General features: G+C 66.4%; 24 protein-coding genes and 1 tRNA gene. 7 read left to right on the forward strand and 18 right to left on the reverse strand.

Annotated features, from left to right (window positions below; translation table 11 throughout):
- Positions 1-113 precede the first annotated feature (113 nt).
- Positions 114-830: a DNA-3-methyladenine glycosylase I gene (locus NQK35_RS03315; RefSeq protein WP_257114539.1), complete on the forward strand. Its 717-nt coding sequence runs from the start codon at positions 114-116 to the stop codon at positions 828-830.
- A gap of 7 nt (positions 831-837) precedes the next feature.
- Complete coding sequence (locus NQK35_RS03320) at positions 838-1,350, forward strand: PH domain-containing protein (protein ID WP_009211562.1); 513 nt, start codon at positions 838-840, stop codon at positions 1,348-1,350.
- Positions 1,351-1,758: 408 nt separating this feature from the next.
- On the opposite strand, the gene NQK35_RS03325 is transcribed toward NQK35_RS03320, so the two are convergent.
- Positions 1,759-1,832: transfer RNA gene (locus tag NQK35_RS03325), tRNA-Pro, on the reverse strand.
- A gap of 220 nt (positions 1,833-2,052) precedes the next feature.
- On the opposite strand from NQK35_RS03325, the gene NQK35_RS03330 reads away from it, so the two are divergent.
- Positions 2,053-2,613, forward strand: coding sequence for a hypothetical protein (locus NQK35_RS03330; protein ID WP_009211563.1), 561 nt, complete (start codon positions 2,053-2,055; stop codon positions 2,611-2,613).
- Between the two features lie 79 nt (positions 2,614-2,692).
- On the opposite strand, the gene cmk is transcribed toward NQK35_RS03330, so the two are convergent.
- From cmk to NQK35_RS03365, 7 genes are read right to left on the reverse strand one after another with little or no spacing between them, the layout of a single operon-like run.
- Entirely contained in the window at positions 2,693-3,421 is a 729-nt protein-coding gene (gene cmk, locus NQK35_RS03335; protein WP_257114540.1) for a (d)CMP kinase, read from the reverse strand.
- 26 nt (positions 3,422-3,447) lie between these two features.
- Positions 3,448-4,650, reverse strand: a complete 1,203-nt coding sequence (locus tag NQK35_RS03340) for a prephenate dehydrogenase (protein ID WP_257114541.1) — start codon at positions 4,648-4,650, stop codon at positions 3,448-3,450.
- Positions 4,647-5,396 (reverse strand): pseudouridine synthase, encoded by a 750-nt coding sequence (locus NQK35_RS03345; protein ID WP_257114542.1) that lies wholly within the window; start codon positions 5,394-5,396, stop codon positions 4,647-4,649. Before NQK35_RS03345 ends, NQK35_RS03340 begins: the two co-directional genes overlap by 4 nt.
- On the reverse strand, positions 5,393-5,953 hold the full coding sequence (gene scpB, locus NQK35_RS03350) for an SMC-Scp complex subunit ScpB (protein ID WP_257114543.1): 561 nt from the start codon (positions 5,951-5,953) through the stop codon (positions 5,393-5,395). Before scpB ends, NQK35_RS03345 begins: the two co-directional genes overlap by 4 nt.
- A complete protein-coding gene (locus NQK35_RS03355; protein WP_257114544.1) occupies positions 5,946-6,806 on the reverse strand; it encodes a segregation and condensation protein A in 861 nt (286 codons plus the stop codon). The genes scpB and NQK35_RS03355 overlap by 8 nt, the downstream gene beginning before the upstream one ends.
- Entirely contained in the window at positions 6,790-7,647 is an 858-nt protein-coding gene (locus NQK35_RS03360) for a ParA family protein (RefSeq protein WP_426693602.1), read from the reverse strand. The genes NQK35_RS03355 and NQK35_RS03360 overlap by 17 nt, the downstream gene beginning before the upstream one ends.
- 20 nt (positions 7,648-7,667) lie before the next feature.
- Positions 7,668-8,618 carry a site-specific tyrosine recombinase XerD gene (locus NQK35_RS03365; protein WP_009211570.1) on the reverse strand — a complete coding sequence of 317 codons (951 nt, stop codon included), beginning with the start codon at positions 8,616-8,618 and terminating at the stop codon, positions 7,668-7,670.
- Positions 8,619-8,746: 128 nt separating this feature from the next.
- Here NQK35_RS03365 and tkt point away from each other — a divergent pair, with 128 nt between their 5' ends.
- From tkt to pgl, 4 genes are all read left to right on the forward strand, one after another.
- A complete protein-coding gene (gene tkt / locus NQK35_RS03370) occupies positions 8,747-10,831 on the forward strand; it encodes a transketolase (protein WP_257114545.1) in 2,085 nt (694 codons plus the stop codon).
- Positions 10,832-10,994: 163 nt separating this feature from the next.
- Entirely contained in the window at positions 10,995-12,521 is a 1,527-nt protein-coding gene (zwf, locus tag NQK35_RS03375) for a glucose-6-phosphate dehydrogenase (RefSeq protein ID WP_048741524.1), read from the forward strand.
- Positions 12,518-13,459, forward strand: coding sequence for a glucose-6-phosphate dehydrogenase assembly protein OpcA (locus NQK35_RS03380; protein WP_009211573.1), 942 nt, complete (start codon positions 12,518-12,520; stop codon positions 13,457-13,459). The genes zwf and NQK35_RS03380 overlap by 4 nt, the downstream gene beginning before the upstream one ends.
- A gap of 1 nt (position 13,460) precedes the next feature.
- A complete protein-coding gene (gene pgl, locus NQK35_RS03385) occupies positions 13,461-14,207 on the forward strand; it encodes a 6-phosphogluconolactonase (RefSeq protein WP_009211574.1) in 747 nt (248 codons plus the stop codon).
- Positions 14,208-14,225: 18 nt separating this feature from the next.
- Here the strand turns inward: pgl and NQK35_RS03390 are convergent, their stop codons facing one another.
- From NQK35_RS03390 to uvrC, 10 genes are all read right to left on the reverse strand, one after another.
- The gene (locus tag NQK35_RS03390) at positions 14,226-15,218 is read right to left on the reverse strand and encodes a YdcF family protein (RefSeq protein ID WP_009211575.1); all 993 of its coding nucleotides are present in this window, start codon (positions 15,216-15,218) and stop codon (positions 14,226-14,228) included.
- Between the two features lie 5 nt (positions 15,219-15,223).
- Complete coding sequence (gene secG, locus NQK35_RS03395; RefSeq protein WP_009211576.1) at positions 15,224-15,469, reverse strand: preprotein translocase subunit SecG; 246 nt, start codon at positions 15,467-15,469, stop codon at positions 15,224-15,226.
- A 160-nt stretch (positions 15,470-15,629) separates the two neighbouring features.
- Positions 15,630-16,406 carry a triose-phosphate isomerase gene (tpiA, locus tag NQK35_RS03400; protein WP_257114547.1) on the reverse strand — a complete coding sequence of 259 codons (777 nt, stop codon included), beginning with the start codon at positions 16,404-16,406 and terminating at the stop codon, positions 15,630-15,632.
- A 3-nt stretch (positions 16,407-16,409) separates the two neighbouring features.
- Positions 16,410-17,600, reverse strand: coding sequence for a phosphoglycerate kinase (locus NQK35_RS03405; RefSeq protein ID WP_009211578.1), 1,191 nt, complete (start codon positions 17,598-17,600; stop codon positions 16,410-16,412).
- A gap of 99 nt (positions 17,601-17,699) precedes the next feature.
- On the reverse strand, positions 17,700-18,707 hold the full coding sequence (gene gap / locus NQK35_RS03410; RefSeq protein ID WP_034230795.1) for a type I glyceraldehyde-3-phosphate dehydrogenase: 1,008 nt from the start codon (positions 18,705-18,707) through the stop codon (positions 17,700-17,702).
- 204 nt (positions 18,708-18,911) lie between these two features.
- The gene (whiA, locus tag NQK35_RS03415; protein WP_009211580.1) at positions 18,912-19,895 is read right to left on the reverse strand and encodes a DNA-binding protein WhiA; all 984 of its coding nucleotides are present in this window, start codon (positions 19,893-19,895) and stop codon (positions 18,912-18,914) included.
- Positions 19,896-19,940: 45 nt separating this feature from the next.
- Positions 19,941-20,945 carry a gluconeogenesis factor YvcK family protein gene (locus NQK35_RS03420; RefSeq protein WP_009211581.1) on the reverse strand — a complete coding sequence of 335 codons (1,005 nt, stop codon included), beginning with the start codon at positions 20,943-20,945 and terminating at the stop codon, positions 19,941-19,943.
- Positions 20,945-21,940 carry an RNase adapter RapZ gene (gene rapZ, locus NQK35_RS03425; protein WP_009211582.1) on the reverse strand — a complete coding sequence of 332 codons (996 nt, stop codon included), beginning with the start codon at positions 21,938-21,940 and terminating at the stop codon, positions 20,945-20,947. The genes NQK35_RS03420 and rapZ overlap by 1 nt, the downstream gene beginning before the upstream one ends.
- Positions 21,941-21,979: 39 nt before the next feature.
- Positions 21,980-23,194 (reverse strand): formate-dependent phosphoribosylglycinamide formyltransferase, encoded by a 1,215-nt coding sequence (purT, locus tag NQK35_RS03430; RefSeq protein WP_048741535.1) that lies wholly within the window; start codon positions 23,192-23,194, stop codon positions 21,980-21,982.
- A complete protein-coding gene (gene uvrC, locus NQK35_RS03435; protein ID WP_257114548.1) occupies positions 23,191-25,206 on the reverse strand; it encodes an excinuclease ABC subunit UvrC in 2,016 nt (671 codons plus the stop codon). Before uvrC ends, purT begins: the two co-directional genes overlap by 4 nt.
- Between the last annotated feature and the right edge of the window lie 165 nt (positions 25,207-25,371).

A 25,371-nucleotide genomic window follows, 5' to 3' on the forward strand; every position in this document is an offset into this window, starting at 1 on the left:
GCGCCCGCTAGCGCGGGGCTTGGCTATCCACAGGGCCGTCATGCCGCGGGTCGACATCCACACCGCGACGCGGCAGGGGTGACAGCTGCGGTTCGTTCCGGCAGAATCGACGCATGAGCGCTTCATTGGACTCTTGCGCCACCCCTCCTGGCAAACTGGCCGAGGGGCTGACGCGCTGCGACGACGGTCTTGTTCGCCCGACGTGGGCTTCGCGCGACCCCCTGCTGCGCGAGTACTACGACTGCGAGTGGGGCATGCCCGTTCACGACGAGGCCGGGGTCTTCGAGCGCCTCGTGCTTGAGGGGTTTCAGTCCGGCCTTGCCTGGCGCACGGTGCTTGCCAAGCGACCCGCGTTTCGCGATGCATTCGAAGGCTTTTGCCCCGAGCGCGTTGCCGCATTTGGCGACGAGGATGTCGCGGCTCTGATGTCGAATGCCGGGATCATCCGTAACCGCAGGAAGATCGAGGCGGCCATCGCCAACGCGCGGGCCACGCTCGCCATGAGAAGCGTCGGCTCTCAGCACGCAGAGGCGTGTGAGAGTCCCTCCCATCTGGGCCAGCTGGTCTGGATGTTCCGCCCGCTCGTTGATCCCCAGCCGACGTGCTCCGCGGAGGTTCCGACCCGCTCACCAGAGTCGCAGGCCCTCGCAGCCGCGCTGAAGCGCCGCGGTTTCCGCTTCGTTGGACCGACGACCATGTTTGCTCTCATGAGCGCAATCGGGATCGTGAACGCCGATATTGTCGGGACCTACCGGCGGCCGTCGGCGCGCCCCGGGGCTGCCCCGGCCGGGCCGTCGCGGCGTGTCACTGCCACGACATCTCTGGCATGATGGTGTCATGGCCATCTCGAAGAAACTCCTGAGTCAGGACGAGGTCGTCGTCCGACACATGCACACGCACATCAAGACTCTGCTTCCCGCGATCATTGTCGAGGTCATTCTCCTGATCGCGGCTGCGGTCGGCTCTTTCTATGTCCCGGCGGAGGCACGTTACTGGGCACTCCCGACCATCTGGTTGGCCGTTATTGCTTTGTCGGTCCCGCTCTTCATCGCTCCGTGGGTCCGGTGGTGGATGACGACCTATACCGTCACCACGAAGCGGGTCATCACCCGTTCGGGAGTCCTTAGGCGGACGGGACACGATCTTCCCCTGACGCGGATCTCGGACATCCAGATCGAGAAGGACGTCGACGACCGCATCTTTGGTTGCGGAACGCTCGCCTTACAGACGTCCGCAAACGATCCATTGCTCCTGCACGACGTGCCGAAGGTGGAGATGGTTCAGGTAGAGATTTCCAACCTGCTATTTCACGACGTCCAGGGCGCCATCGACGCGGACCCTCGCAGCTGACAGCACCCCCGCCGCGGCTGCGCCCGGTCCTTTCCCGGCCTCGTTCCGATCTGGGACGAGGCCGCCTCTCGCGTCTGGGGGTCATGGGTCAGCGTGGGCGAGGTGGGAGAAGTGAGCAGGTCGAAATCATCCCCGTTGACGACTTCGACCTGTGAAACAGTTTACTCTATGAGCGCAGCGGAAAAGCACGGGAATCGCATTCGGTCGAGAGGCTTGCGACCTCGGAGAATGCTCGAAAGAAGCAGGATGCGCGGCCATTTACCAGGGACAATAGACGCACCCGGTCGTGAATCACGTTTCGATTACAAACGCCATTCACACGCACTCAACAAGGACAAAGGTCCCGCTCGGCATGTACTGAAACGGGCATGAAAAAACCGTGGGAAAGCAATCCCCACGGCCTCTTAGTCGGGCTGGCGGGATTTGAACCCACGACCCCTTGACCCCCAGTCAAGTGCGCTACCAAGCTGCGCCACAGCCCGTATTCAGTTCGTCGCCGAAGCGACCTGTTGAACTATAGCGCACGATCCAGCGCACAAGCAAGCCGACAAGCGTGCGCCCCATCACAGGCTGGATAGCATTCACGTCGGCGGCGCTGTGCCCGCAACATATCGTGAGTCACGAGACTACCGTGGCCACCGGGAGAGGACTAGACTGGCAATTGTTTCGATCACCGTGCCTTCTTTCTTGGAGTTGCCTCCCATGACCCGCATCAGGCTCACAAAACTCGCTGCCGCGCTCGCGATCGGCGCAGCGGCCATCGTCGCATTGCCTGCCGCCTCGCAGGCAACTCCCCTCCCCTCCTCGCCGCTTGTCGCCGCCTCCCTCGCCGACGTGTCAGCGGGGCACGCACTCGCGGCACCCACGACCACTGCCGCCGCGAACTCCGCGATCAGCTCGGCCAGGCGCCGCTTCAGGATACGAAGCCGAAATAACGGCCCCGCCAGCACCGGCGCAGTTATCTTCGCCGTCATCGTCGCCGTCATCGTCTTCGGCGTCCTCCTGTTCATTCGGTACCGGACGTACAAGACCTTGCGCGACCGATCGATCAATACCCCGAACTACAACGGCCCCGCCGGCCCCCAGTACGGCGTCACGGGGGTGGGAGGCTACTCGCCCCAGTATCAGCAGGTCCCGCCGACCACGCCTTTCTCGCCCCAGGGATACGCCGGATACGGCGGCCCTCAGGGCTACACGCCCGGTACCGGCTACGGCGGCCAGGTGCCCCCCGACCCCGCCTCCGGTCCCTCGTATTCCGGCTAAGTCTCAGTCGACAGCCCTGTCCCAGCGTGGGACCCACTGTGCGACACGCACGGCCGAGGCAACATGGGGGCGCGCGCGGCTACGCGTCGCGCCGAGCAAGGTCCTCGTCCACGAGACCGATGATCGCCTCGCACACCCCACGGACGTCAAGGCCCGTGGAATCCACGGTGGACACACCCGGGGCGGCAACCATGAACTCCGACACTTCGGCGTCGGCCCGGTCGCGTCCCTCCACCTGCGCGCGCACGATCTCCATGTGCTCCGCCGTCGCGTCGCCGTACAGCTCCAGCGTTCTCCTGCGCAGGCGTGCCTCCTGGTCGGCCAGCAACAGCACACGCACGTCGGCATCCGGACAGACGACCGTCGTAATGTCGCGGCCCTCCGCGATCATCCCGGAGCCCCCCAGACGGGCCTCCACCATCCGCCTGCGCTGGTCGCCGGCCATCCACGCGCGCACGTCAAGGTTCGTCGACACGTGTTTGATCTCGAGAGCAATCCTGGGCTCTCGGATCTGCTTCGTCACCTCTCGCTGCCCGATCCACACGTGCGGGTCGGCCGGATCCGAGTCCATACGCAGCGGCATCTCCTGCGCGGCACGAGCCACGGCCTCGCCATCGCTCCAATCGATGCCCCGGTCAAGCACGTACCACGTGAGTGCGCGATACATTGCTCCGGTATCCAGGTAGCCGATCCCCAGGCGGGACGCCAATTCCTTGGACACCGTCGACTTGCCCGATCCCGCGGGGCCATCAATCGCGATCGTGATGCCCACGCGCGAGATCGCCTCACGGCGCAACATGTCATTCATCCGAACACTCTCCTTCGACAGTCAATCTAGTGAGTGATGAGGCGCCAGCCTCGTCCCTCCAGGTCCGCAACGCACCGATCGGCCACGGCCGGGTCGATCATGACCCGAGCGACGCCGGCTTGCGCGCCGGCCGAATGCTCCAGGACGAGATCCTCGATGTTGATCGACGACTCCCCCAGTTCGCTGAACAGACGCCCGAGCGCGCCGGGCTCGTCGGGTATCAGAACCTCGATCTCTCGATAGCGTGACGGCGCTCCGCCGTGCTTGCCGGGGATCCGGGCGACGCCCTGGTTGCCCGCCGTCATGACGCGGTTGATCGCCCCGACGCTGCCTCCCCTCAGCGGCCCCAGCTCGGCCGCCGCATCCAGGTGCACGAGAAGGTCATCCAGATCCGCGCGCAGCTCGCGCAGGATCGAGGTGACAGGTCCGGCATTGCCTGCCACGATCGACGTCCACAATCGAGGGTCGGAGGCGGCGATCCTGGCCGTGTCCCGCAGGCCCTGCCCGGCCAGGCCGAGCGCCTGCGCGGGGGCATCAACGAGGCGAGCCGCAAGCATCGAGGAAACCAGCTGGGGCACGTGGGACACGAGCGCGACGGCGTGGTCGTGGGTGCCCGCGTTCATCTCGAGCGGGACGGAACCGACGTCCGTGGCAAGGGCGCGGGCGGCAAGCACCGCGCGCGGGGCCGTCCTACCGTGAGCAACAATCACCCAGGGACGGCCGTAGAACAGGTCAGCGTCCGCGGCCCCGGCGCCCGAGCGCTCGCGGCCAGCCATCGGATGGCATCCCACGTATCGGGAGGCATCTTCCCCTCTTCCCTCCCTGTCCAACGCCGCGAGGACGTCGGCAACGATCGCGTCCTTGACGGAGGCAACGTCGGTGACGATCGCGCGGGGAAAGCGCGCCAACGCATCGACGATGACACGATCGGCCACGTCCGGGGGCGTCGCGACGACAACGATGCGGGGCGCCTCGTAACCGGGGTGGTTGTGTCCGCGAACCGCGCAGGCCACCCGGGCCTCGTTGGCCACGTCGCTCAGGGGCCTGCCGGCGCCCACGTCGGCAGCCAGCCGCAGGGAGGTGGGGGATGCGTCCTCGAGGTAGACGCTCACGCCCCCGGCGCGCAGCGCGAGGCCAAGCGATGCACCCACGAGGCCCGTCCCAACGATGAGAACCGGGCCGACCGTCGAAACCACGCGGGCGCCAACGCCCGCCGCTGGCCCGCTCACAGCCCGACGGCCCCGTAGAGAGCAGTCAGGGCGTTGCCCTTGATGCGGCGCGTCGTGCCCTGCTTGAGGTGGTCGAGGCTGATCGGGCCAAAGCCGGTACGCACAAGCTCGCGCACCGGGTAGCCAACCGCCTCCATCATGCGCCGCACGAGCCGGTTGCGGCCCTCGTGCACGACGACCTCAACGGTCGTGATATCCCCGTAGGTGTCGACGAGGCGGAAGGAGTCGACGGCGATGGGCCCGTCCTCAAGCTCGATGCCAGCCAGCAGTCGACGTCGCACGCCCGGCTTGACCTCACCGTGGAGGCGGGCCACGTAGGTCTTGCGGATCTCGTACGAGGGATGGGTCAGGCGGTTGGCGAGTTCACCGTCGTTCGTCAGCAGCAGCAGGCCCGACGTGTCGATGTCGAGCCGGCCGACGTGGTAGAGGCGCTCGGGGTAGTCTGCGATCAGGTCGGCGATCGTCGGACGTCCCTCGGGGTCGCTCATCGTGGAGACGGTGCCGATCGGCTTGTTGACCGCCAGCACGATGTGCTTGGCCTCGTCAAGGATGAGGCGCTCACCGTCGACGTGAATGACCTGGGTCGCCGGATCGACGCGCACCCCCTGGGTGCGCACCACTGTGCCGTCAACGCTGACGCGCCCATCGGCGATCATCTGTTCGGACGCGCGCCTGGACGCGATCCCAGCCTGGGCAAGCACCTTCTGTAGGCGCACTCCGCCCTCGGTGTAGGGGTTAGCCCTCATAGTTCTTCCTCCAATTCGATGAGCGCGTCGGCTTCCGGCAGGTAGGGTGCCAAGGGTAGCAGCTCGGACAGGCTTGACATCCCCATTTTCTCAAGAAACTCCGCGGTCGTCCCGTATAGGTGCGCCCCCGAGGGTGTCGTGCCGGTCTCTTCTACGAGGCCCCGAGCGAGCAGGGTGCGCACGACGCCATCGACGTTCACCCCGCGGATCTTGCAGATGCGCGAGCGCGATATCGGCTGGCGATAGGCGATCACGGCCAGCGTTTCCAGCGCTGCCTGCGACAAACGCGCGTGCGCGGAACCGACGACAAATCTCCCCACGGCGTGCGCGTAGCGGCGCGCAGAGTAGATGCGCCATCCGCCCGCGACCCGACGCAGCTCGAACCCCCTGGCCTCTGCGCCGTCCTCGCCCCCATACTCCCGCGCCAGCGCGTTGAGCTCTCGCTCGACCTCACCCGCGTCGACGCCGAGGGCCGCCGCCACCTCTTCGGCGGCCACCGGCTCCGCCGCGACCATCAGGATCGCCTCAAGCGGCCCCCTCAGCGCGCCCTCACTCATTGTCCGCGCCCTTCCCTTCCTCGTTGACTGATGCCCCTGCGCCGCGCCGTCCTGCGCGTTCGGATGATGCCTCGGATCCGTGCCCGTCACCCGCGGCTCGCCCGCGCCAGGAGACGAGCAGGGGCGCCAGCGGAGCCTCCTGGTCAAACTCAACCGCTCCGTCACGATACAGCTCCAGGAGCGCGAGGAAACGCGATACCAGTACCGGACGGGCGGCGTCACACACCAGCTCAGCGAATGTCATGCGCCCCGCCCGGGCAAGCATCGCAGAGAGCACGAGGACCTGCTCGCGCACCGGCACGACGGGATCATGCAGGTGGGAGACCTCAACAGTCGGGCTCTGGGATGTCAACGCGTCGGCGGCCAGCCGCGCCAGATCCTGCGGGGTTGTCGTCCACGCCAGGGGAGGAAGCATGACCGCAAAGTGCGCTTCGAGGGGGACCTCGCGCGGCACGTAGTGCTCGTTGTCGATGAGCCTGCGCCCGATGTCCTTCGATGCTTCCTTGTAGGCGCGGTACTGCAGGAGACGGGAGAAGAGAAGATCACGAGCCTCAAGGTCCGCCTCGCTGGCCCCCGCCTCCTCGTCCACCTGCGGAAGGAGGCGCGCTGCCTTCATGTCGAGCAGCGTGGCTGCGACGACGAGGAACTCACTCGTGCGCGACAGGTCGGGGCTGGCGTGCATGAACGCGATAAACTCGTCGGTCACCTGCGCGAGCGCAACCTCCGTGATATCGAGTTTCTTGCGGGCTATCAGTGACAGAAGCAGGTCGAAGGGGCCTTCGAACACCGGCAGAGACACGGCGAAGAGGTCAAACTCCCCCTGTACCTCAAGCTGTTCAGGCTGCGTCGCCACGGGCGATGACTTCCCGCGCGAGTCGACGATACGCGTGGGCTCCGGCGTGGTTGGGCGCGTACGAAATGATGGGTTCGGTCGCGACCGACGCGTCCGGGAACTTGATCGTGCGGCCGATCCGGGTGTCGAAAACGAGGTCACCGAAGGCCTCCTGAAGCCTTTGCAGCACCTCGCGAGAGTGCAGGGTGCGGCTGTCGACCATCGTGGCCACGATACCGTCAATCTTGAGCCGAGGGTTGATGCGGTCGCGTACCGTTTCGATCGTCTCAACGAGCAGAGCGACGCCTCGCAGGGCGAAGAACTCAGCCTCCACCGGCACGATGACACCGTGCGCGGCCGTCAGTGCGTTCACCGCGAGAAGACCGAGAGAGGGCTGGCAGTCGATGAGGACAACGTCGTAGTCGGACTCGACGTGGCGCAGCACGCGAGCCAGCGCACTCTCGCGCGCGACCTCGTTCACCAGCTGAACCTCCGCTGCCGACAGATCGATGTTCGCGGGAATGATGTCGAGGTTAGGCGTGGCCGTGTGACAGATGGTCGCGACGACGTCGGCCTTCGGGTTCATGAGCAGGGTGTAGATCGTCTGCTCCATGTCCAGCGCGTTGATCCCCAGCCCCACGGAGGCGGCGCCCTGGGGGTCGAAATCGACGATGAGGACCCGGCGCCCATACTCGGCCAGCGCGGCACCCAGGTTGATGGTCGTCGTGGTCTTCCCCACCCCGCCCTTCTGGTTACACATCGCGATAACGCGGGCAGGACCGTGTCCCGTCAGCGGCGGCGGCACCGGAAAATCGACCGTTTCGGCGGGCAGGTCGGGCGTGAGCGTCGGATGCGAATTCATGGTCACAGGCTCATCCTAGTTCATTGCTTCACATTCTCATCCGTGCCACGCGCTCTGGGGTGCGAGACGGTAAATACCTCGCGCAACACGGTGGCGGTGACACGCGTGTAGATCTGGGTGGTAGCCACCGACGCGTGACCGAGGAGTTCCTGAACCTCGCGCACACTTGCCCCACCTTCGAGAAGGTGGGTCGCGAAGGAGTGGCGCAGCGTGTGCGGCGAGACTCGGTGTGCGAGATTCGCCGCCTGCGCCGCGCGGCGGATGGCCGTCCAGGCGCTCTGGCGTGACAGAGCAGATCCGCGCGAATTGAGGAAGAGAGCCGTCGAACCGGAACCTCGAGCGGCCAGCACGGGGCGGGCACGGACCCGGTATGCATCGAGAGCCTCGATTGCGAAGGATCCGACCGGCACGATCCTCTCCTTGCGTCCTTTACCGAAGAGGCGCACGACGGGCACCTGCCCATCGAGATCGAGATCGTCGGCGCTCAGGGCAACGGCCTCGGACACGCGCGCACCCGTGGCGTACAGGAGCTCCAACAGCGCGGCGTCGCGCAGCCCGATGGGTGTGTCGTCGGCGTGGGCCGCGTCCAGCAAACGCCCCACCTCGTCAACGGACAGGGCTTTGGGAAGGTGGCTGCCTTGGCGCGGAGCACGCAGCTGCGCCGTCACATCGACGTTGAGGACCCCCTCCGCCAGCGCATACCTGTGCAGTCCCCTGATTGCCGCACAGGCACGTGCAACCGACGACGGGGCCGCCGGCCTACCGGATACCTGGCCGGATGCGAGCCCGGCCAGGTGTTCCTCAACGTCGTGAGCGCTGACATCCGTGAGCGTTGCCCTCCCCCGGCTTTCCATGTCGCGCACGTATCGTGAGGCGTCGCGCAGGTAATTCGACACCGTGTGCGTCGACGCTCCCTTCTCGACGCGCAGATAGTCCACCCAGTCGCGCACGAGTGCATCCATGGCGGTCATGGCGCCAGCGTAAGCGCTCGATCCTCCGATTGCGCGTGAGCGGTATCCGCTTGCCGCCAGTTTCGCTAGACTGTGACACGGTAAACGTTTCTCGCCCCGACGCTGGGGCCCGACACCTGGAGACCGATGTGACACTACACTGGGACCACATTGACGACGAAGCGGTCAAGACCGCGAAAATCCTCGCGGCCGATGCCGTCGAGCAGGCCGGATCAGGACACCCTGGAACCGCCATTTCACTCGCCCCCGCCGCGTACCTTCTCTACAACAAGGTCATGAACGTGGACCCTGCGGATCCGCGCTGGATCGGCCGTGACCGCTTCATCCTGTCGGCGGGGCACTCGTCCCTCACCCAGTACGTTCAGCTCTACCTCACGGGCTTCGGCCTTGAGCTGGAGGACATCGAGAAGCTGCGCACCGCGGGCTCGCTCACGCCCGGCCACCCCGAGTACGGACACACGAAGGGTGTGGAGATCACAACCGGACCGCTGGGAACGGGCATTGCGTCGGCCGTCGGTTTCGCCATGAACGCCCGCCGCGTGCACGGCCTGCTGGATCCTGACACGCCTCTGGGCGAGTCCGTGTTCGATCACCACGTCTACGTGATCGCCGGTGACGGTTGCTTCGAGGAGGGCGTCTCCGCCGAGGCATCGTCGTTGGCGGGAACCCAGGAGCTGGGTAACATCACGGTGATCTGGGACGACAACCACATCTCGATCGAGGACGATACCTCGATCGCGTTTAACGAGGACGTCCTGGCACGCTACGAGGCTTACGGCTGGCACGTTCAGCGCGTCGATTGGCTGGGCGAGAACGGCTCTTACGAGGAGAACACCGCGGCCCTCAGCGACGCCCTCAAGGCGGCAAAGGCAGAGACGGCGAAGCCCTCGCTCATCGCGCTGCGCACCATCATCGGTTGGCCAACCCCCGGTAAGCAGAACACGGGCGGGATTCACGGTTCCAAGCTCGGCTCCGATGCCCTCAAGGGTCTGAAGGAGGCTCTGGGAGCCGACCCGGACAAGATGTTCGACGCCGACGCCACGCTCGTGGCAACCGTGCGCGAGCGCGCCGCAGCGCGCGCTGCCGAGTACCGCAAGGACTGGGATGCCCGCTTCGAGGCGTGGAAGGATGCCCACCCCGAGGAGGCCGCCCTGCTGGAGCGCCTCCTCGATGGCCGCCTCCCCGAAGGATGGGCCGACGCGCTGCCCGTCTTCGAGGAGGGCAAGGCGATCGCGACCCGCGCCGCCTCGGGCCAGGTGCTCAACGCGATCGCGCCCGTGCTGCCTGAACTGTGGGGGGGCTCGGCTGACCTCGCCGGATCCAACAACACGTTCGTCAAGGGCGAGCCCTCGTTCCTGCCCGCGCACCGCTCCTCCACGTCCTTCAGCGGCAACGAGTTCGGCCGTAACCTGCACTTCGGCGTCCGTGAGTTCGCGATGGGTGCCGCCCTCAACGGCATCGCCGCCGACGGCTTGACTCGGGCCTACGGTGGCACGTTCTTCGTGTTTTCCGACTTCATGCGCGGAGCCGTGCGCCTGGCCGCGCTCATGGATCTTCCGGTCACCTACGTGTGGACCCACGACTCCATCGGCGTGGGCGAGGATGGTCCCACGCACCAGCCGATCGAGCACTTGGCGGCCTACCGTGCGATTCCGAACGTCGCGGTCGTGCGTCCGGCCGACGCCGCCGAGACGGCTGCCTCCTGGAAGGCGATCCTTGAGCAGACGCACCCCGCGGCCATCGTTCTGTCGCGTCAGAACCTGCCCAACCCGGCGCGCGGGGAAGGGACCGGCCTGGCTGGCACGGCGAACCTGCACCGGGGTGCCTACGTGCTGGCTGACACCGAGGGTACTCCGGACGTGATTCTCATGGCTTCCGGCTCGGAAGTCGCCGTTGCCCTCGAAGCGCGCGAGAGTCTCGCCGCCGAGGGCATCGCGGCGCGCGTCGTCTCCGTGCCCTGCCTGGACTGGTTCGAGGCACAGGATTGCGCCTACCGCGACGAGGTCCTTCCCCCGTCCGTGCGTGCACGCGTGTCCGTCGAGGCGGGCATTGCCCTGCCGTGGTACCGCTGGATCGGCGACGCCGGCCGCGCCGTCTCCATCGAGCACTTCGGAGAGTCGGCTCCCGGCACCCTCCTGTTCGAGAAGTACGGGATCGACGCGGGGCACGTCGCCTCCGCCGCGAAGGACTCCATCGAGGCTGCGAGGTCGTGACTTTCTAGTCAACTTCATGGCGATAGGGCTGCTGGCGCGCGAGGGCGTGTCGGCAGCCCTATTCTCTTAGGCATACCGGTTCCTCGGTGCCCGGCGGCCCGCGGCATCGCTCGCGGCCCTCACCGACCTCGTCCCATGTCCCCAAGCGAATGGAGCGCCCCCCGTGGCCAACGAGATCCCTTCCCTGCGCGACCCGCAAGACCGTAGGCTCCCGCGCATCTCGCCGCCGTGCGGCCTCGTGATCTTTGGTATTACCGGGGATCTGGCCCGCAAGAAGCTACTGCCAGCGATCTACGACCTCGCCAACCGCGGTCTCCTCCATCCGGCTTTCGCGTTGACCGGCTTCGCCCGGCGCGATTGGAGTCCCCGCGACTTCGAGGACTACGTGCGCTCCTCCATCGAGGCCCACTCGCGTACCGGCTTCAACGAGGGCACGTGGAATCAGCTGCGCTCGGGCTTGCGTTTCGTCTCGGGGACCTTCGACGATCCGGGCGCCTACCGGCAGCTGGCCGAGACCGTGGCCGAACTGGACAGCTCCCGAGGCACGGGCGGCAATCACGCGTTCTACCTGTCCATTCCCCCCTCCTACTTTCCCGTCGTCGCCAAGCACCTGTCCGATACGGGCCTCAACAGGCGTCAGGGTCGCGAGTGGCGCCGCGTCATCATCGAGAAGCCCTTCGGCCATGACCTGGATTCGGCTCGCGAGCTGTCCACCGTCATCTCCCAGATCTTCGATGAGCGTGATGTCTTCCGGATCGACCACTACCTGGGCAAGGAGACGGTTCAGAACATCATGGCGATGCGCTTCGCCAACGCGATGTTTGAACCGCTGTGGAAGGCCACCTACGTCGACTCCGTCCAGATCACGATGGCCGAGGACATCGGCATCGGCACGCGTGCCGGGTACTACGACGGCATCGGCGCTGCCAGGGACATCATCCAGAATCACCTCCTGCAGCTCATGGCGCTCACAGCGATGGAGGAGCCCGTTCATTTCACCCCCGAGGAGATCCGCGTGGAGAAGGAGAAAGTCCTATCCGCGGTTCGCCTGCCCGAGGACCTGGGTAGCGCGACGGCTCGCGGGCAGTACGCCGGCGGCTGGCAGGGCGGTGACCGCGTGCGGGGTTACCTGGAGGAAGACGGTATTCCTGCCGATTCGACGACGGACACGTTCGCGGCCGTCAAGCTCTATGTTGACACGCGGCGCTGGGCCGGGGTGCCCTTCTACCTGCGTGCCGGCAAGCGTCTGGGCAAGCGCGTCACCGAGATTGCCGTCATCTTCAAGCGTTCGGCTCACGTTCCCTTCGCCAACTCCGATCTGAGCGAATCGGGTCAGAACGCGCTCGTCATCCGCGTCCAGCCGGACGAGGGACTGACCCTCAAGCTCGGTGCGAAGGTTCCCGGCACGGAGATGCAGGTGCGCGACGTGACCATGGACTTCGCCTACGGCCACGCGTTCACGGAGGATTCCCCGGAGGCCTACGAGCGCCTCATCCTCGATGCGCTCGTCGGCTCTGCTCCGCTTTTTCCCCACCAGCGCGAGGTCGAGGCCTCGTGGCGGATTCTTGACCCGATCCTCGACTTTTGGGACACCCAGGGTCAGCCCGAGCCCTACGCGCCGGGCACGTGGGGTCCTTCATCCGCGCACGACATGTTGGCCCGCGACGGCCGCTTCTGGAGGCTTCCGTGATTATTACCCTGAAGAACACGACATCCGCGCAGGTCGCTTCGCGCATCGTCGAGCTGCGCGACGAACGCGGCTCCGCGGCGCTGAGCCGCGTCCTGACCCTTCTCATCTGCGTTCCCGACGTCATCGACGTTGACAACGCGATCGAGGTGTCGGATGCGGTTTCGCGCGAGCACCCTTGCCGCGTCATCGTCATTGTCGAGCCTTCCTCCGTCCAGGGCGAAGCGAGCCTCAATGCGCAGATTCGCGTGGGCGATGCCGCGGGCCTGTCCGACATCATCATTCTCGAGCCGCGCGGTGAGGCCGCAACAAACATCGACTCCCTCGTCATGCCACTCCTGCAGTCCGATACTCCGGTCGTCACCTACTGGCCGCTTACCCCTCCCTCTGACCCCGGCCGTCACCCCCTGGGGCGTCTTGCCGTCAAACGCATCACGGATTCTCGCGCAACGAGCTGCCCGATGGAGACGCTCTCGGCTTTGTCCTCCGTCTACACCTCCGGGGACACCGACCTGGCATGGGCGGGCGTGACCCTGTGGCGCGCACTCCTGGCAGCTATCGCGGAGGACCTTGATCGGATGCCCACTTCGATTCGGATCGCGGGAAACGCGACCCACCCCTCGCCGTTCCTGGTGGCCGCGTGGCTCCACCACCAGCTGGGTGTTCCCGTCGAGAGGGTCGTGGATCCGCACGCCCTGACGATCACGGACATCACCTTCTTCTTCGATGACGACACCACCGTGTCCCTCTCGCGCAGCGCCACCTCCTCCGTGGCACGCCTCTCCCGTCCCGGACTCGAGGATCGCAACGTGAATCTCGCGCGTCGCTCCGTCCAGGATTCTCTCATGGAGGAGCTGCGTCGCCTCGACCCGGATGTCTACTACGGCGAGCTTTTGACGACGGAACTTCCTCGCCTGGCCTTTTGCACCGAGGGGAAGTGAGATGCTCAGCGTTCGTACGCTCGCGGTGCTACCCGGCCCGCAGGAACTGGCCGAGGCCGTCGGGGATGCCCTCTTTGCGCGTTTGCGGATCCTGATCGAGGAGGCGGAGCCCGGGCAACGGGTCAACCTGGCGATCTCCGGGGGCGCGATCACCTCCTCCCTACTCCCCTCTCTGCGCGGGCGAGTTGGCGAGGTCGACTGGTCGCGGGTGCGCGTGTGGTTCGTTGACGAACGCTACGTCGCCGCCGGCGACCCCGATCGCAACGACGACCAGGCGTGGCAAGGCTTCTTTCACGCCGCGCCCGGCGTGGAGTTCATCCGCATGCCCTCACGAGCCCCCGGCGGTCGCGGTGACGACAGTCTCGACGCGGCTGCACTCGCCTTCGAGGACACGTGGACCTCGCTCATGGGTGATGGATCCTTCGACATCGCCCTCATCGGCATGGGCCCTGACGGTCACGTTGCCTCGTTGTTCCCCGGTCGCATCGACGATGAGGCTCGCCCGATCCTGGCAGTGCGTGACTCGCCCAAGCCTCCCCCCGAGCGCATCACGGTTTCGATGCCGCTCATGCGCCGCTGCGCGGAAGTCTGGCTGGCCACGAGCGGGGCGGCCAAGGCCCGCGCTATCGGAGAGGCATTCGCGGGGGCGTCACCCCAGCGCGTGCCGGTTGCGGGCGTGCTGACCCCCACGACTCGCGTGTACCTTGACGCTGCGGCGGCGGCCGACATCGACGTGTCACACGCGTGAGGGCTGCATGCACACGCGCTAGCGAAAGGCCAGGAAGACGAGGGTACAAGCAGCCCAGAGACCCATGATCGTCGCATACGGCCACCAGTAGCGACGGCTGATCGCGATGAACTCGCGGATGAAGGCGGTCGGGAAGTAATAGCGCGCCGTCCGTGACCCCAGCCCATCGGCGTTCAATCCGACCGCCCGCGCGTACATCGCGGCTCGGAACACGTGATAGTCGCTCGTGACCAGCGCGCTTCGAGGGTCTGGCACCGAGGAACGTTCGGCGATGAGGTCCCGAGAAAAACTCAGGTTCTCCCACGTCGTCGTGGAGCGATCTTCCAAAGCGATCTGGGAGGCAGGGACACCGAGGGCGCGCAGGTGCCGCGCCATCGCTTCGGCCTCCGAGATCTCCTCATCCTCACCCTGACCTCCGGATGGTACGAGGGTGGCGCGCCGGCCCTGCGCATTCCACAGCTCGCAGGCGCGTTCGACCCGCCCGGCAAGCAACGGCGTCAGCTCCTTCCCCTTCAGGCCTGCGCCGTGGATGATGATGAAGTCGTAGCGCCGACGCCTCGGGAGCGAACGGTAGAGCCACGAGTAGAGGAGCATCGCGGCAAAGGAGAGGAAGAACCACGCGCCGCACGCGGTGACGGCCAGGACGAAACCAACGACGACGCCGGGTAGCCGCGCCGCGTGGGCCACGGGAAGCGCACCGAACCACGCGACGATGGCGCAGGCGAAGAGCAGCGGCAGGGCGTGGGAGAGAGAGAAACCCTCCCGCTTGACGAGCATGACCTCGTTCACGAGCATGAACACGATCGTGATGACCGGGGTGAAAGCGACGGCGAGCGCGATGGGGAGCGTGATCCACCACTGTTTGAAGAACACGGCCGCCGCGCCGAGCGTGCACGCACAGAAGAAGAATAAGAAGAAGGCGTTGCGGAATTGCCTGGGTTCGCGCCAATAGGACCACAGAAAAATGGCTCCCCACACGATTGCAGGGAGCCACAGGGCGACGTCAGCCACGGTGGTCAGCCGCCAAACTTGGCGAGGAGGGCGTATCCGACAATGCACACCAGCCAGATCAGCAGCGTGCCCAGCGTGATCCGATTCAGGTTACGCTCGGCGACGCCCGAAGACCCGGCGGAGGAGGAAATGCCGCCACCGAACATGTCCGAAAGGCCGCCGCCCTGCCCCTTGTGCATGAGGACGGTGAGGGTCAGCAAAATGCTGGTCAGGAAGATCAGCACGATCAGAACGTTGTTCAAAATGGTCACGGTTATTCCAACTTCTAGTGCGGTTCTACCCCGCCGTGGGGGCGCATACGAATCAAGTTTATCGAAGAATGGCGGTGGGGCCAACCGGCGCACCGGTTGGCCCCACCCCGTTGCCCCTTCTCCCCTTCACGCGGAGGGGACCTCGAGGAGCATCGGCGCCTCAGGCGTAGAAGGTTGCCATGGCGGCGAACGAGTCAGCCTTCAGAGACGCGCCGCCAACGAGGCCGCCGTCGATGTCGGGCTGGGCCATGAGTTCCTTGATGTTACCGGGCTTGGCGGAGCCGCCGTACAGGATGCGAGTCGCCTCGGCGGTCTCGGTGCCGTAGTCCTCGGCGAGGGCGGCGCGAATCGCACCGCAGACCTCCTGCGCGTCCTCGGCCGACGCGGTCTCGCCCGTGCCGATCGCCCAGATCGGCTCGTAGGCGATGACGATCTTCGCGACCTCGTCGGCCTTCCAGCCCGACAGCGCCGCACAAATCTGGCCGAGCACGAAGTCAACGTACGTGCCGGCCTTGCGCACCTCGAGGGCCTCGCCGCAGCACAGGATCGGGGTCATGCCCGCGTCGAAAACCTTGCGTGCCTTCGCTCCGACGAGCTCATCGGACTCTCCGTGGTATTCGCGACGCTCCGAGTGACCCATGACGACGTAGCTACAACCCAGCTTGGTGAGCATCTCGGTGGAGATCTCGCCGGTGTAGGCGCCGTTGTCATGGATCGACACGTCCTGCGCTCCATACTTGATGCCGAGCTCGTCGGCGTCAACGATGGTCTGGACGGTGCGGATATCCGTAAACGGCGGGATGACGAGCACCTCGCACTTGGAGTAGTCGTGGTCCGCGTCTGCGAGCGCCATCGCGAGGCCCTGGACGAGATGGTTGGCCTCGAGGTGATCGAGGTTCATCTTCCAGTTGCCGGCCATGAGGGGTGTGCGTGCCATGAGTCAGTCCTCCAGAACTGCGATACCGGGCAGAACCTTGCCTTCGAGGAGCTCGAGGGAGGCGCCGCCGCCAGTGGAAATGTGAGAGAAGGTGCTCTCGTCGAAACCGAGCAAGCGCACGGCCGCGGCGGAGTCGCCGCCGCCGATGACGGAGAACATGGTGCCCGCCGACAGGGCCTGCGCGACGGCACGGGTGCCGCCGGCGAAGGCGTCGAACTCAAAGACGCCCATGGGCCCGTTCCAGGCCACGGTCTTCGCCGTTGCGATCTTGTCGGCGAAGAGCTTGGCGGACTCGGGGCCGATATCCAGGCCCATCTGGTCGTCGGGGATCGCGTCGACCTTGACGACGGTTGCCGGCGCGTCGGCCGCAAACTCGGGGGCGACAACGACGTCAACGGGCAGGACCAGGTCAACGCCGCGTTCAGCTGCCTGCGCGATATAGCCCTTGACGGTCTCGATCTGGTCTTCTTCGAGCAGAGACTTGCCAACCGAGTAGCCCTGAGCGGCCAGGAAGGTGAACGCCATGCCGCCGCCAATGAAGAGCATGTCGGCCTTCTTCAGCAGGTTCGCGATGACGCCCAGCTTGTCAGAGACCTTCGATCCGCCGAGGACGACGCCGTAGGGGCGTTCGGGATCGCCGGTGACCTTGGACAGGGACTCAATCTCCTTGAGGACCAGGAGGCCCGCGGCGGAGGGCAGCAGCTTCGCAATGTCGTAGACGGAGGCCTGCTTGCGGTGGACAACGCCGAAGCCGTCGGAGACGAAAGCGTCGCCGAGCTTGGCGTATTCACGGGCGAGTTCCTCGCGCTCGGAATCGACCTTCGAGGTTTCGCGAGCGTCGTAGCGCACGTTTTCCAGCAGGGCGATCTCGCCGTCACCGAGGGCGGCGACAGTCTCGGTAGCGGAGGGGCCAACGACATCGGAGGCGAGAGTAACCTTCACGCCGGACAGCTCGGCGAGGCGCTCGGCGACGGGGGCCAGCGAGAAGGCGGGGTCGACCTTGCCCTTGGGGCGGCCGAGGTGGGCCAGGATGACGACCTTCGCTCCGGCGTTGGTGAGGGTCGTGAGGGTGGGCAGCGCGGCGCGGATACGTCCGTCGTCGGTGATCTGGCCGTCCTTGAGTGGAACGTTGAAGTCGGAGCGAACCAGCACGCGCTTGCCGCGCAGGTCACCCAGGGTGGAGATGGTCCTCATGGGAGGTCCTTTCGTTCGAAGACGTTGGTGATAGACGAGATGCCCGTGCACGAGCGTGCACGGGCATCTCGCTGTCAGCTCATGGCTGTGGCGCTCAGCTCAGGCGAGCTTGGAGCCGACGAGAGCGGTGAGGCGAACGAGAGCGTTCGAGTAGCCCCACTCGTTGTCGTACCAGGACAGAACCTTGACGAGGTTGCCGATAACCTTGGTCTCGGTGGCGTCGAAGATCGAGGTGTGCGGATCGCCCACGATGTCGGTGGAGACGATCGGGTCCTCGGTGTACTCCAGGACACCCTTGAGCTCGCCCTCGGCGGCGGCCTTGACGGCGGCCTTCACGGCCTCGACGGAGACCTCCTTCTTCGCGATGAAGGTCAGGTCGGTGAGGGAGCCGGTCGGGGTCGGCACGCGGACGGCCAGGCCGTCGAACTTGCCCTCAAGCTGGGGCAGAACCAGGGCGACGGCCTGGGCGGCACCGGTCTTGGTGGGGATCATGTTCAGGGCGGCCGCGCGGGCGCGACGCAGATCCTTGTGGGGGGCATCGAGGACGCGCTGGTCACCCGTGTAGGAGTGGATGGTCGTCATGATGCCGCGCTCGATACCGAAGTTCTCCTCGAGAACCTTGGCCAGGGGGGCGAGGCAGTTGGTGGTGCAGGACGCGTTCGAGACGATGTTCATCGTCGCGTTGTCGTACTTGTCCTCGTTGACGCCCATGACGAAGGTGCCGTCAACGTTCTTGGCGGGAGCGGAGATGACGACCTTCTTGGCGCCACCCTCGAGGTGAGCCTTGGCCTTCTCGCCGTCGGTGAAGAAGCCGGTCGACTCGACGACGACCTCGACGCCGAGCTCGCCCCAGGGCAGGTCCGCGGGGTTACGCTGCGCAAGCACCTTGATGTGCTTGCCGTCGACGACGATGCCCTCGTCGTCGTAGGAGACCTCACCCTGGAAGCGGCCCTTGATCGAGTCGTACTTCAGCAGGTGAGCGAGGGTCTTGTTGTCCGTCAGGTCGTTCACGGCAACAATTTCGATGTCCGCGCCCTGCTCAATAGCAGCGCGGAAGAAGTTACGGCCGATGCGGCCGAAGCCGTTGATGCCAACGCGGGTGGTCACTATGTTCCTCCTGCTCGTGCCCACACGGGACACGGTCTTCGATGCAACCGGGCTCGCGGGATGCCAGCCCAGCCCGCAGATGTCTGCGGTTCCAGCAGTTCCTAATTTACACCCGCAAGCGTCCTCTGTCACACCCCAATTACAAAATCATCACGTGGGGTAATTCTCGTTTATTGCCCACCATACGGGGCGAAACTAAGGACCTCAGTCCTCCTCAAGCATCTCGAGGGTGAGCGCGGATTCGGTATCGGGGATACCGCGTTCGTGCGCGACTTTGTCCGCCAGCGCGAGGAGCCTGCGGATGCGCCCCGCCACCGCGTCCTTCGTGAGCGGCGGATTCGTGTGTTTGCCCAGTTCCTCAAGGGAAGCCTGCTTGTAGCGCAGGCGCAGGGTGCCCGCCTCGAGCAGGTGCGCCGGAACATCGTCGCCGAGGATCTCAAAGGCCCTCTCGACGCGAGCCCCGGCCGCCACGGCCGCGCGCGCCGACCGTCGCAGGTTGGCATCGTCGAAGTTGGCGAGCCTGTTGGCGCTGCCGCGCGCCTCGCGTCGCTCCCGGCGCTCCTGCCAGGCCTCGAAGGTCGCGGGCGCACCCATCGCGGCGATCAGCGTGCCGATTGCGTCGGAGTCGCGCACGGAGACGCGGTCGGTTCCCCGAACCTCCTTCGAGCGTGCAGCCGCGCCGAGCTTGCGCGCGCAGCCGACCATCGCCAAGGCCACCTCGGGGCCCGGGCAGGTGATCTCGAGAGAGGAAGAGCGGCCGGGTTCCATGAGCGAGCCGCGCGCGAGAAAGGCTCCGCGCCAGATGGCCGCGGCCTCGGCCGTCCCCGACGACACGAGAGCAGGGGGGAGGCCGCGCACGGGACGCCGGAGAGAGTCGACGAGTCCGGTGAGCCTGGCCAGCTCGTCGGCCTTGTGGACGACGCGAACGACGAAGCGTTTGCCGCGCCGAAGGGAGGAACCGGAGACGACGACAACGGAGGACTCCGCGTTGTACAGCGCCTGGAGGTAGGTGCGCAGGCGCCTGGCCGCGACCGGCGAGTCAAGCTCGGCCTCCACGAGGATCCGGCCACCGACGAGGTGCAAGCCGCCGGCGAAGCGCAGCGTCGCGCTCACCTCGGCGGCGACCTCGGACGGAGTGGTGATGACGGCGCGCGCGAGCTCGTCCTTCATGTCTGACGTCAGCGACACAGATTCTCCCAACGATGTGGTGTCTCGATCAACGGGCAACAGGGTCTAAGGTAACCACGTTTCTGGCTGCCCGACTTCCCCGAGGAAGCCGTCGAATGCGTCACGGAGCGCCGCCGCCAGGCGCAGCGGGTCGTGGTGCGGCGCTCCGTCGCCGGTGCGCACCTGGCGCAGCAGGACGCGAGCCCCCAGTTCCTCGGCCGCCACGATCAGGTCGTCGATGTCATCGCACGCGGTCGGGTCAGCGACAACGACGTCCAGCTTGAGCATCGGAGCGTATTCGCGCAGCACCCGCACGTGGTCCGCTGTCGACATCAGGTCCGTTTCCCCGCGTTGGCGCGCTAGGTTGAGCACAAGCGCGCGGTGCGCGTCGGTCGTGGCCAGGGCTCGGTTGATCTCGGGCACGAGCAGGTGCGGGATCACCGACGTGTACCAGGAGCCGGGACCGAGGACCACCCAGTCGGCCTCGGAGATCGCCTCGATGACGGCGCCGGGAACCTCGGGAGCCTCGGGCGTGATGCGCACGTGTTCAACGGTTCCGGGGGCGACCGCCACCTTGGACTGGCCGGCGACGACGTACCTGCGTCCCCCGTCCATCATGTCTGCCTCGATATCGATGGGTGTCGTCGACATCGGCAGGACGCGCCCCTGCGCCCCCAGCAGTCTGCCGACCCAGTCGAGGCCCTCAACCGGGTCATCGAGGAGCTGCCAGAATCCGGAAATCAAGAGGTTACCGAGCGCGTGCCCGTTGAGGGGGCCCGTCGTATCCAGGCGCAGCTGCATGACATCACGCCAAGTGAGCCCCCACTCGGATTCCTCGCACAGCGACGCCAGCGCCATGCGTAGGTCACCCGGCGGAAGGATCGGCATCTCCTTGCGGAGCCGACCCGAGCTGCCACCGTCGTCGGCGACCGTGACGACCGCGGTGAGCGCCCGTGTGATGTGGCGCAGTGCCCGCAGGGTGGCCGAGAGGCCGTGGCCGCCGCCGAGGGCGACGATGGACTGACCGGATTCGCCTCGTTGAACCCAGCCGGCTGCATCAAGATAGGGCATCAGTCTCTCCCAATGTCGCGGTGCATCACCCGGACGGAGTGCCCGAGAGTGCGCAGGCGTTGCGCGATGGCCTCCGAACACGCGACGGAGCGGTGCTTACCGCCCGTGCAGCCGACGGCGATCGTGACGAATGGCTTCAATTCTGCCAGATAGCCCGCCAGCATGGGCGCCAGTAGGTCAGCGTATCCCAGGGCGAAATCACGCGCACCCGGCTGCGAGAGCACGTAGTCGGCGACCGCCTGGTCCTTTCCGGTCAGGTGCCGCAGCTCGTCAACCCAGTACGGGTTCTTCAGGAAGCGCACGTCGACCACGTGGTCGGCGTCGAGGGGCAGGCCGTGCTTGAAACCAAAGGATTCGACCGTGATCTGCAGGAGGCGCTCCTCCCCCGCCACGATGTCTCGAATCCGCCGGGTCAGGTCGTGAACGCTCATGTCGGAGGTGTCGATGACCTCGTCCGCACTGCGACGCAGGGGGGCGAGCAGGCGTTCCTCCGCCTTGATACCGTCCATGAGGGTGCCCTGCCCCTGCAGAGGGTGCGGGCGCCGATTCGACTCGTAGCGGCGCACGAGGGTCTGGGCGCTTGCTTCGAGGAAGATCACACGGTAGGCGATTCCGGACTTCTTGAGCTGCTCAAGCGTGGAGGACAGGTTCGCGAAGAACGTGCGCGAGCGCACGTCCACCCCCACCGCGAGGCGATGGACGCCCGCCGCCGGGTCGTTGGACATCATGCCCACGAGGGCGGGAAGCATAGTGGGAGGCAAGTTGTCCACGACGTACCAGTCGAGATCCTCGAGAGCTCGCGCCGCACCGGTGCGACCCGCTCCCGAGTAGCCGGTGATGATGAGGACTTCGTTGGAGGCGCGGGGTTCCGGCTTGGCAGCAACGACGTCGCGCGCGGGAATGCCTTCGGGGAACGTCGGCGGATTCTCCTCGTTCACGGGCAAGCCCGGGGCGTCGAGGCCGCCGCGTGGACGGTCGGTGGCTTGGTCGGGCATGGTGTCCTCCTTGGCAAGGTGTTGGGGTGGCGGGGTGGCTTAGGCGGGCGCGTCCTCGACGCTGATCTCCTGGGCGGCGCGCCGGGCGATCACCCGGGCTTCCTTCGGGCTGGCTGCGGTGGCTACCACGACACCGAGGCGCCGGTGGGCTCGGCTCACGGGTTTGCCGAAGATACGCACGACGTCGGCCGTTGCCAGGGCGCGCCCGACACCGTCGTAGACGGGGCGCTCAATCGCTCGGGGTGCTCGGATGACGGCCGATGCTCCCGGCGCGCGTTGCTCGGTCGAGGTGGGAAGTCCGAGGATCGCGCGCGCGTGTAGCTCGAACTCGGATTGACCCTGCGTGGCCATCGTCACCATGCCCGTGTCGTGCGGGCGCGGAGACAGTTCCGAGAACCACACGTCGTCTCCGCGCACAAAAAACTCCACGCCGAAGATACCTAGGCAAGGCCCGGTTCCCTTGCGCGCGAGAGCATCGGTGACCTCACGGGCCATCGAGTGCGCCGCCCGCAGAGCGCGAGGACTCATCGCCATGGGCTGCCAGGATTCGACGTAGTCGCCGCCCTCCTGACGGTGGCCGATGGGTGCGCAGAAGGAGGTAAGGACGCGCGAGGCGTGCGCATCCCACGACCGCAGCGTCAGCAGAGTGATCTCGTAGTCGAAGTCGATCCCCTCCTCGACGATGACCACGCCCGTGTCGGCGCGGGCGCCGTCGCGCGCGGCGCGCCACGCTGCACAGGCCTCGTCGCGGGAGGTGACGCGGCTCTGCCCGTGTCCAGAGGAGGACATTGTGGGCTTGACGAAAGCCGGGTACCCCACCTCGTCGAGAGCGTGCGCGAGTTCGTCTTCACTGCGCGCAAAACGAAAGGCACAGGTGCGCACGCCCGGGAGGCTGGCGGCGAGGTTGCGAATGCGCTCGCGGTCCATCGTCGCGGTGACCGCGTAGGCGTTGGGAACGACCCGCACCCCGCGTTCCTCAGCGTCCGCGAGCTCCGCGGTCGCGATCGCCTCGACCTCGGGGACGATCAGGTCGACATCAACCTCGGCAAGAACCTCGCGGAGCGCCCGCGGGTCAGCCATGTCGAAGACGCGGAAGTCGTCCGCTACCTGCATGGCGGGGGCACCGGCGTAGGAATCGCACGCGATGACGGTGGCGCCATAGCGTTTGAGGGAAATGGTGACTTCCTTGCCGAGTTCCCCCGAACCCAGCAGGAGGACGCGGGCGGGCAGCGGCGTCGGCAGCGTCGATGTCATGACGTCTCCTCCCTTGACGATGTGTGTAGCCTATCGTGGATCTGGCACGCGAGGAGGGCTCCCACGCCTTTGACGTGCGCAATCTGGTCCGGCGTTGCCTCCCTCAGGCGCTTGACAGAGCCGAAGTGCTTGAGCAGCGCGGCCTGACGCGCCGGACCGAGGCCGGGGATGGAATCGAGGACGGAGCGGCGGCTCGCCCGGGACCGGCGCTTGCGGTGCTTGGTGATGGCGAAACGATGGGACTCGTCGCGCAGGTACTGCAGCAGGTAGAGCGCCTCGGAGGTGCGCGGCAGGATCAAGGGGAACTCATCGCCTGGGATCCACACCTCCTCCAGCCGCTTGGCCAAGCCGACGACCGGAACGTCCGCGCCCACCGCCTCGAGTGCCGCGCGCGCCGCATTGACCTGGGGGAGGCCCCCGTCGACGACGACGAGGTCTGGCCGGTACGAGAAACGTCGGGGGCGCCCTGTTGCGGCCTCGATGGGTCCCGACGCGTAGGCGACCCCGTCCTCGTCCTCGCCCTCAATGCCCGCTTCCTCTGCCAGCAGGCGGGAAAAGCGTCGCGTGAGGACCTCATTCATCGCGCTCGTGTCGTCGGGGGTGCCCTTACCGTCCGTCCCGCGAATGTTGAAGGTGCGATACGCGTCCTTGCGGGGCATGCCGTCTTCGAAGACCACCATGGAGGCGACCTGATTCTCTCCCCCGGTGTGCGACACGTCGTAGCACTCGATGCGCAGCGGTGCGGCCGGAAGATCCAGGTTTTCCGCAAGCTGTTCGAGCGCCTTGGAGCGGGCGGTGATGTCGCCTGCTCGGCGCGTGCGATGCAGGGTCAGCGCCTGGCGCGCGTTGTCGGTCACGGTGTCCATCAGCTGAGCTTTCGGCCCGCGTTTGGGGACGTTGATCGCGACGGACGCGCCTCGCGCCTCACCGAGCCAGCGGCTGATGGTCTCCATGTCGTCGGGAGCCACGGAGACGAGAACCTCGCGGGGGATCGCGGAGGTGGGCGTGTGTGCGACGTCGTCGACGCTGACGGCCGCCGCCTTCGTCTCCCGCGCCCCCCGCGCCTCGTCTTCCGTCGCCGAGGAGTAGACCTGCTCCAGCAGGCGCGACATGAGGGCGGCGTCTCCCGCGCCGTCCACCCGTTCAATGACCCAGCCTCGGGTGCCACGAATGCGCCCGCCGCGCACGTGAAAGACGTGGACAGCGGCGTCAAGGTCGTCGCTGACGAGCGCGAAGACGTCCGCGTCCGCTCCATCGTCGAGGACGACGGCGTTTCGCTCGAGAACGGTGCGCAGGGCGGCGACGTCGTCGCGTAGCTTCGCGGCTCGTTCGAAGTCCAGGTTGGCCGAGGCCTCGCGCATCTGGGTTTCGAGGTCGCGAATCACGGGACCCGTGCGCCCCTGCATGAAACGGCACAGGCCCTCGGCCAGCTCACGGTGTTCCTCGGCCGTCACTCGCTCGACGCACGGGGCCGAACACTTGTCGATGTAGCCAAGCAGGCACGGGCGCCCCTGGGCCTTCGCCCGAGCGAAAACCCCGGCCGAGCACGAACGCACCGGGAAGACGCGCAGAAGCTGATCGATGGTCTCCCGTATGGCCCACACCTGAGTGTAGGGGCCGAAGTAGCGTGAGCCTGCGCGCTTGCGCTCGCGCGTCACCTGCACGCGCGGGTAGCGCTCCCCCATGGACACGGCGAGGTAGGGATAGGATTTATCGTCCTTAAACACGACGTTGAAGCGCGGATTGAATTCCTTAATCCACGTGAACTCGAGCGTGAGCGCCTCGATCTCGGAGCGCACCACCGTCCACTGCACGCGGGAGGCGGTGGTGACCATCTGCTGAGTGCGCGGGTGCAGGTTCGCCAGGTCCTGGAAGTAGTTGGTGAGGCGATTGCGCAGGTTCTTGGCTTTGCCTACGTAGATGACGCGGCCCTGCGGATCCGAGAAGCGATAGACGCCCGGCGAGGTCGGAATGTCTCCCGTGCGGGGGCGGTACGTCGAAGGATCTGCCACCCCACCAGGGTACGAGGCCCCGACGACACGCGCCCGACACTCCTCACGCCCGTGCTGTATGTCATGAAACTATCGACAGATGAAACGGGAGCCCGCCGAGGCGCCTGCGGGCATATACTGATTTTGGTCACGAATTGACTCAATCTTGACCATGAGTAGTCACCA

It is taken from the genome of Schaalia odontolytica (assembly GCF_024584435.1).
In the GTDB taxonomy this organism is placed as follows: Bacteria; Actinomycetota; Actinomycetes; order Actinomycetales; family Actinomycetaceae; genus Pauljensenia.

Bases quoted from the DNA above. Each gene is read 5' to 3' on its own strand.
- NQK35_RS03315 (WP_257114539.1), top strand. From the start codon at position 114: ATGAGCGCTTCATTGGACTCTTGCGCCACCCCTCCTGGCAAACTGGCC.
- NQK35_RS03320 (WP_009211562.1), top strand. From the start codon at position 838: ATGGCCATCTCGAAGAAACTCCTGAGTCAGGACGAGGTCGTCGTCCGA.
- NQK35_RS03330 (WP_009211563.1), top strand. From the start codon at position 2,053: ATGACCCGCATCAGGCTCACAAAACTCGCTGCCGCGCTCGCGATCGGC.
- cmk (WP_257114540.1), bottom strand. From the start codon at position 3,421: ATGAATGACATGTTGCGCCGTGAGGCGATCTCGCGCGTGGGCATCACG.
- NQK35_RS03345 (WP_257114542.1), bottom strand. From the start codon at position 5,396: ATGAGGGCTAACCCCTACACCGAGGGCGGAGTGCGCCTACAGAAGGTG.
- scpB (WP_257114543.1), bottom strand. From the start codon at position 5,953: ATGAGTGAGGGCGCGCTGAGGGGGCCGCTTGAGGCGATCCTGATGGTC.
- NQK35_RS03360 (WP_426693602.1), bottom strand. From the start codon at position 7,647: ATGAATTCGCATCCGACGCTCACGCCCGACCTGCCCGCCGAAACGGTC.
- NQK35_RS03365 (WP_009211570.1), bottom strand. From the start codon at position 8,618: ATGACCGCCATGGATGCACTCGTGCGCGACTGGGTGGACTATCTGCGC.
- pgl (WP_009211574.1), top strand. From the start codon at position 13,461: ATGCTCAGCGTTCGTACGCTCGCGGTGCTACCCGGCCCGCAGGAACTG.
- tpiA (WP_257114547.1), bottom strand. From the start codon at position 16,406: ATGGCACGCACACCCCTCATGGCCGGCAACTGGAAGATGAACCTCGAT.
- NQK35_RS03405 (WP_009211578.1), bottom strand. From the start codon at position 17,600: ATGAGGACCATCTCCACCCTGGGTGACCTGCGCGGCAAGCGCGTGCTG.
- NQK35_RS03420 (WP_009211581.1), bottom strand. From the start codon at position 20,945: ATGCCCTATCTTGATGCAGCCGGCTGGGTTCAACGAGGCGAATCCGGT.
- rapZ (WP_009211582.1), bottom strand. From the start codon at position 21,940: ATGCCCGACCAAGCCACCGACCGTCCACGCGGCGGCCTCGACGCCCCG.
- purT (WP_048741535.1), bottom strand. From the start codon at position 23,194: ATGACATCGACGCTGCCGACGCCGCTGCCCGCCCGCGTCCTCCTGCTG.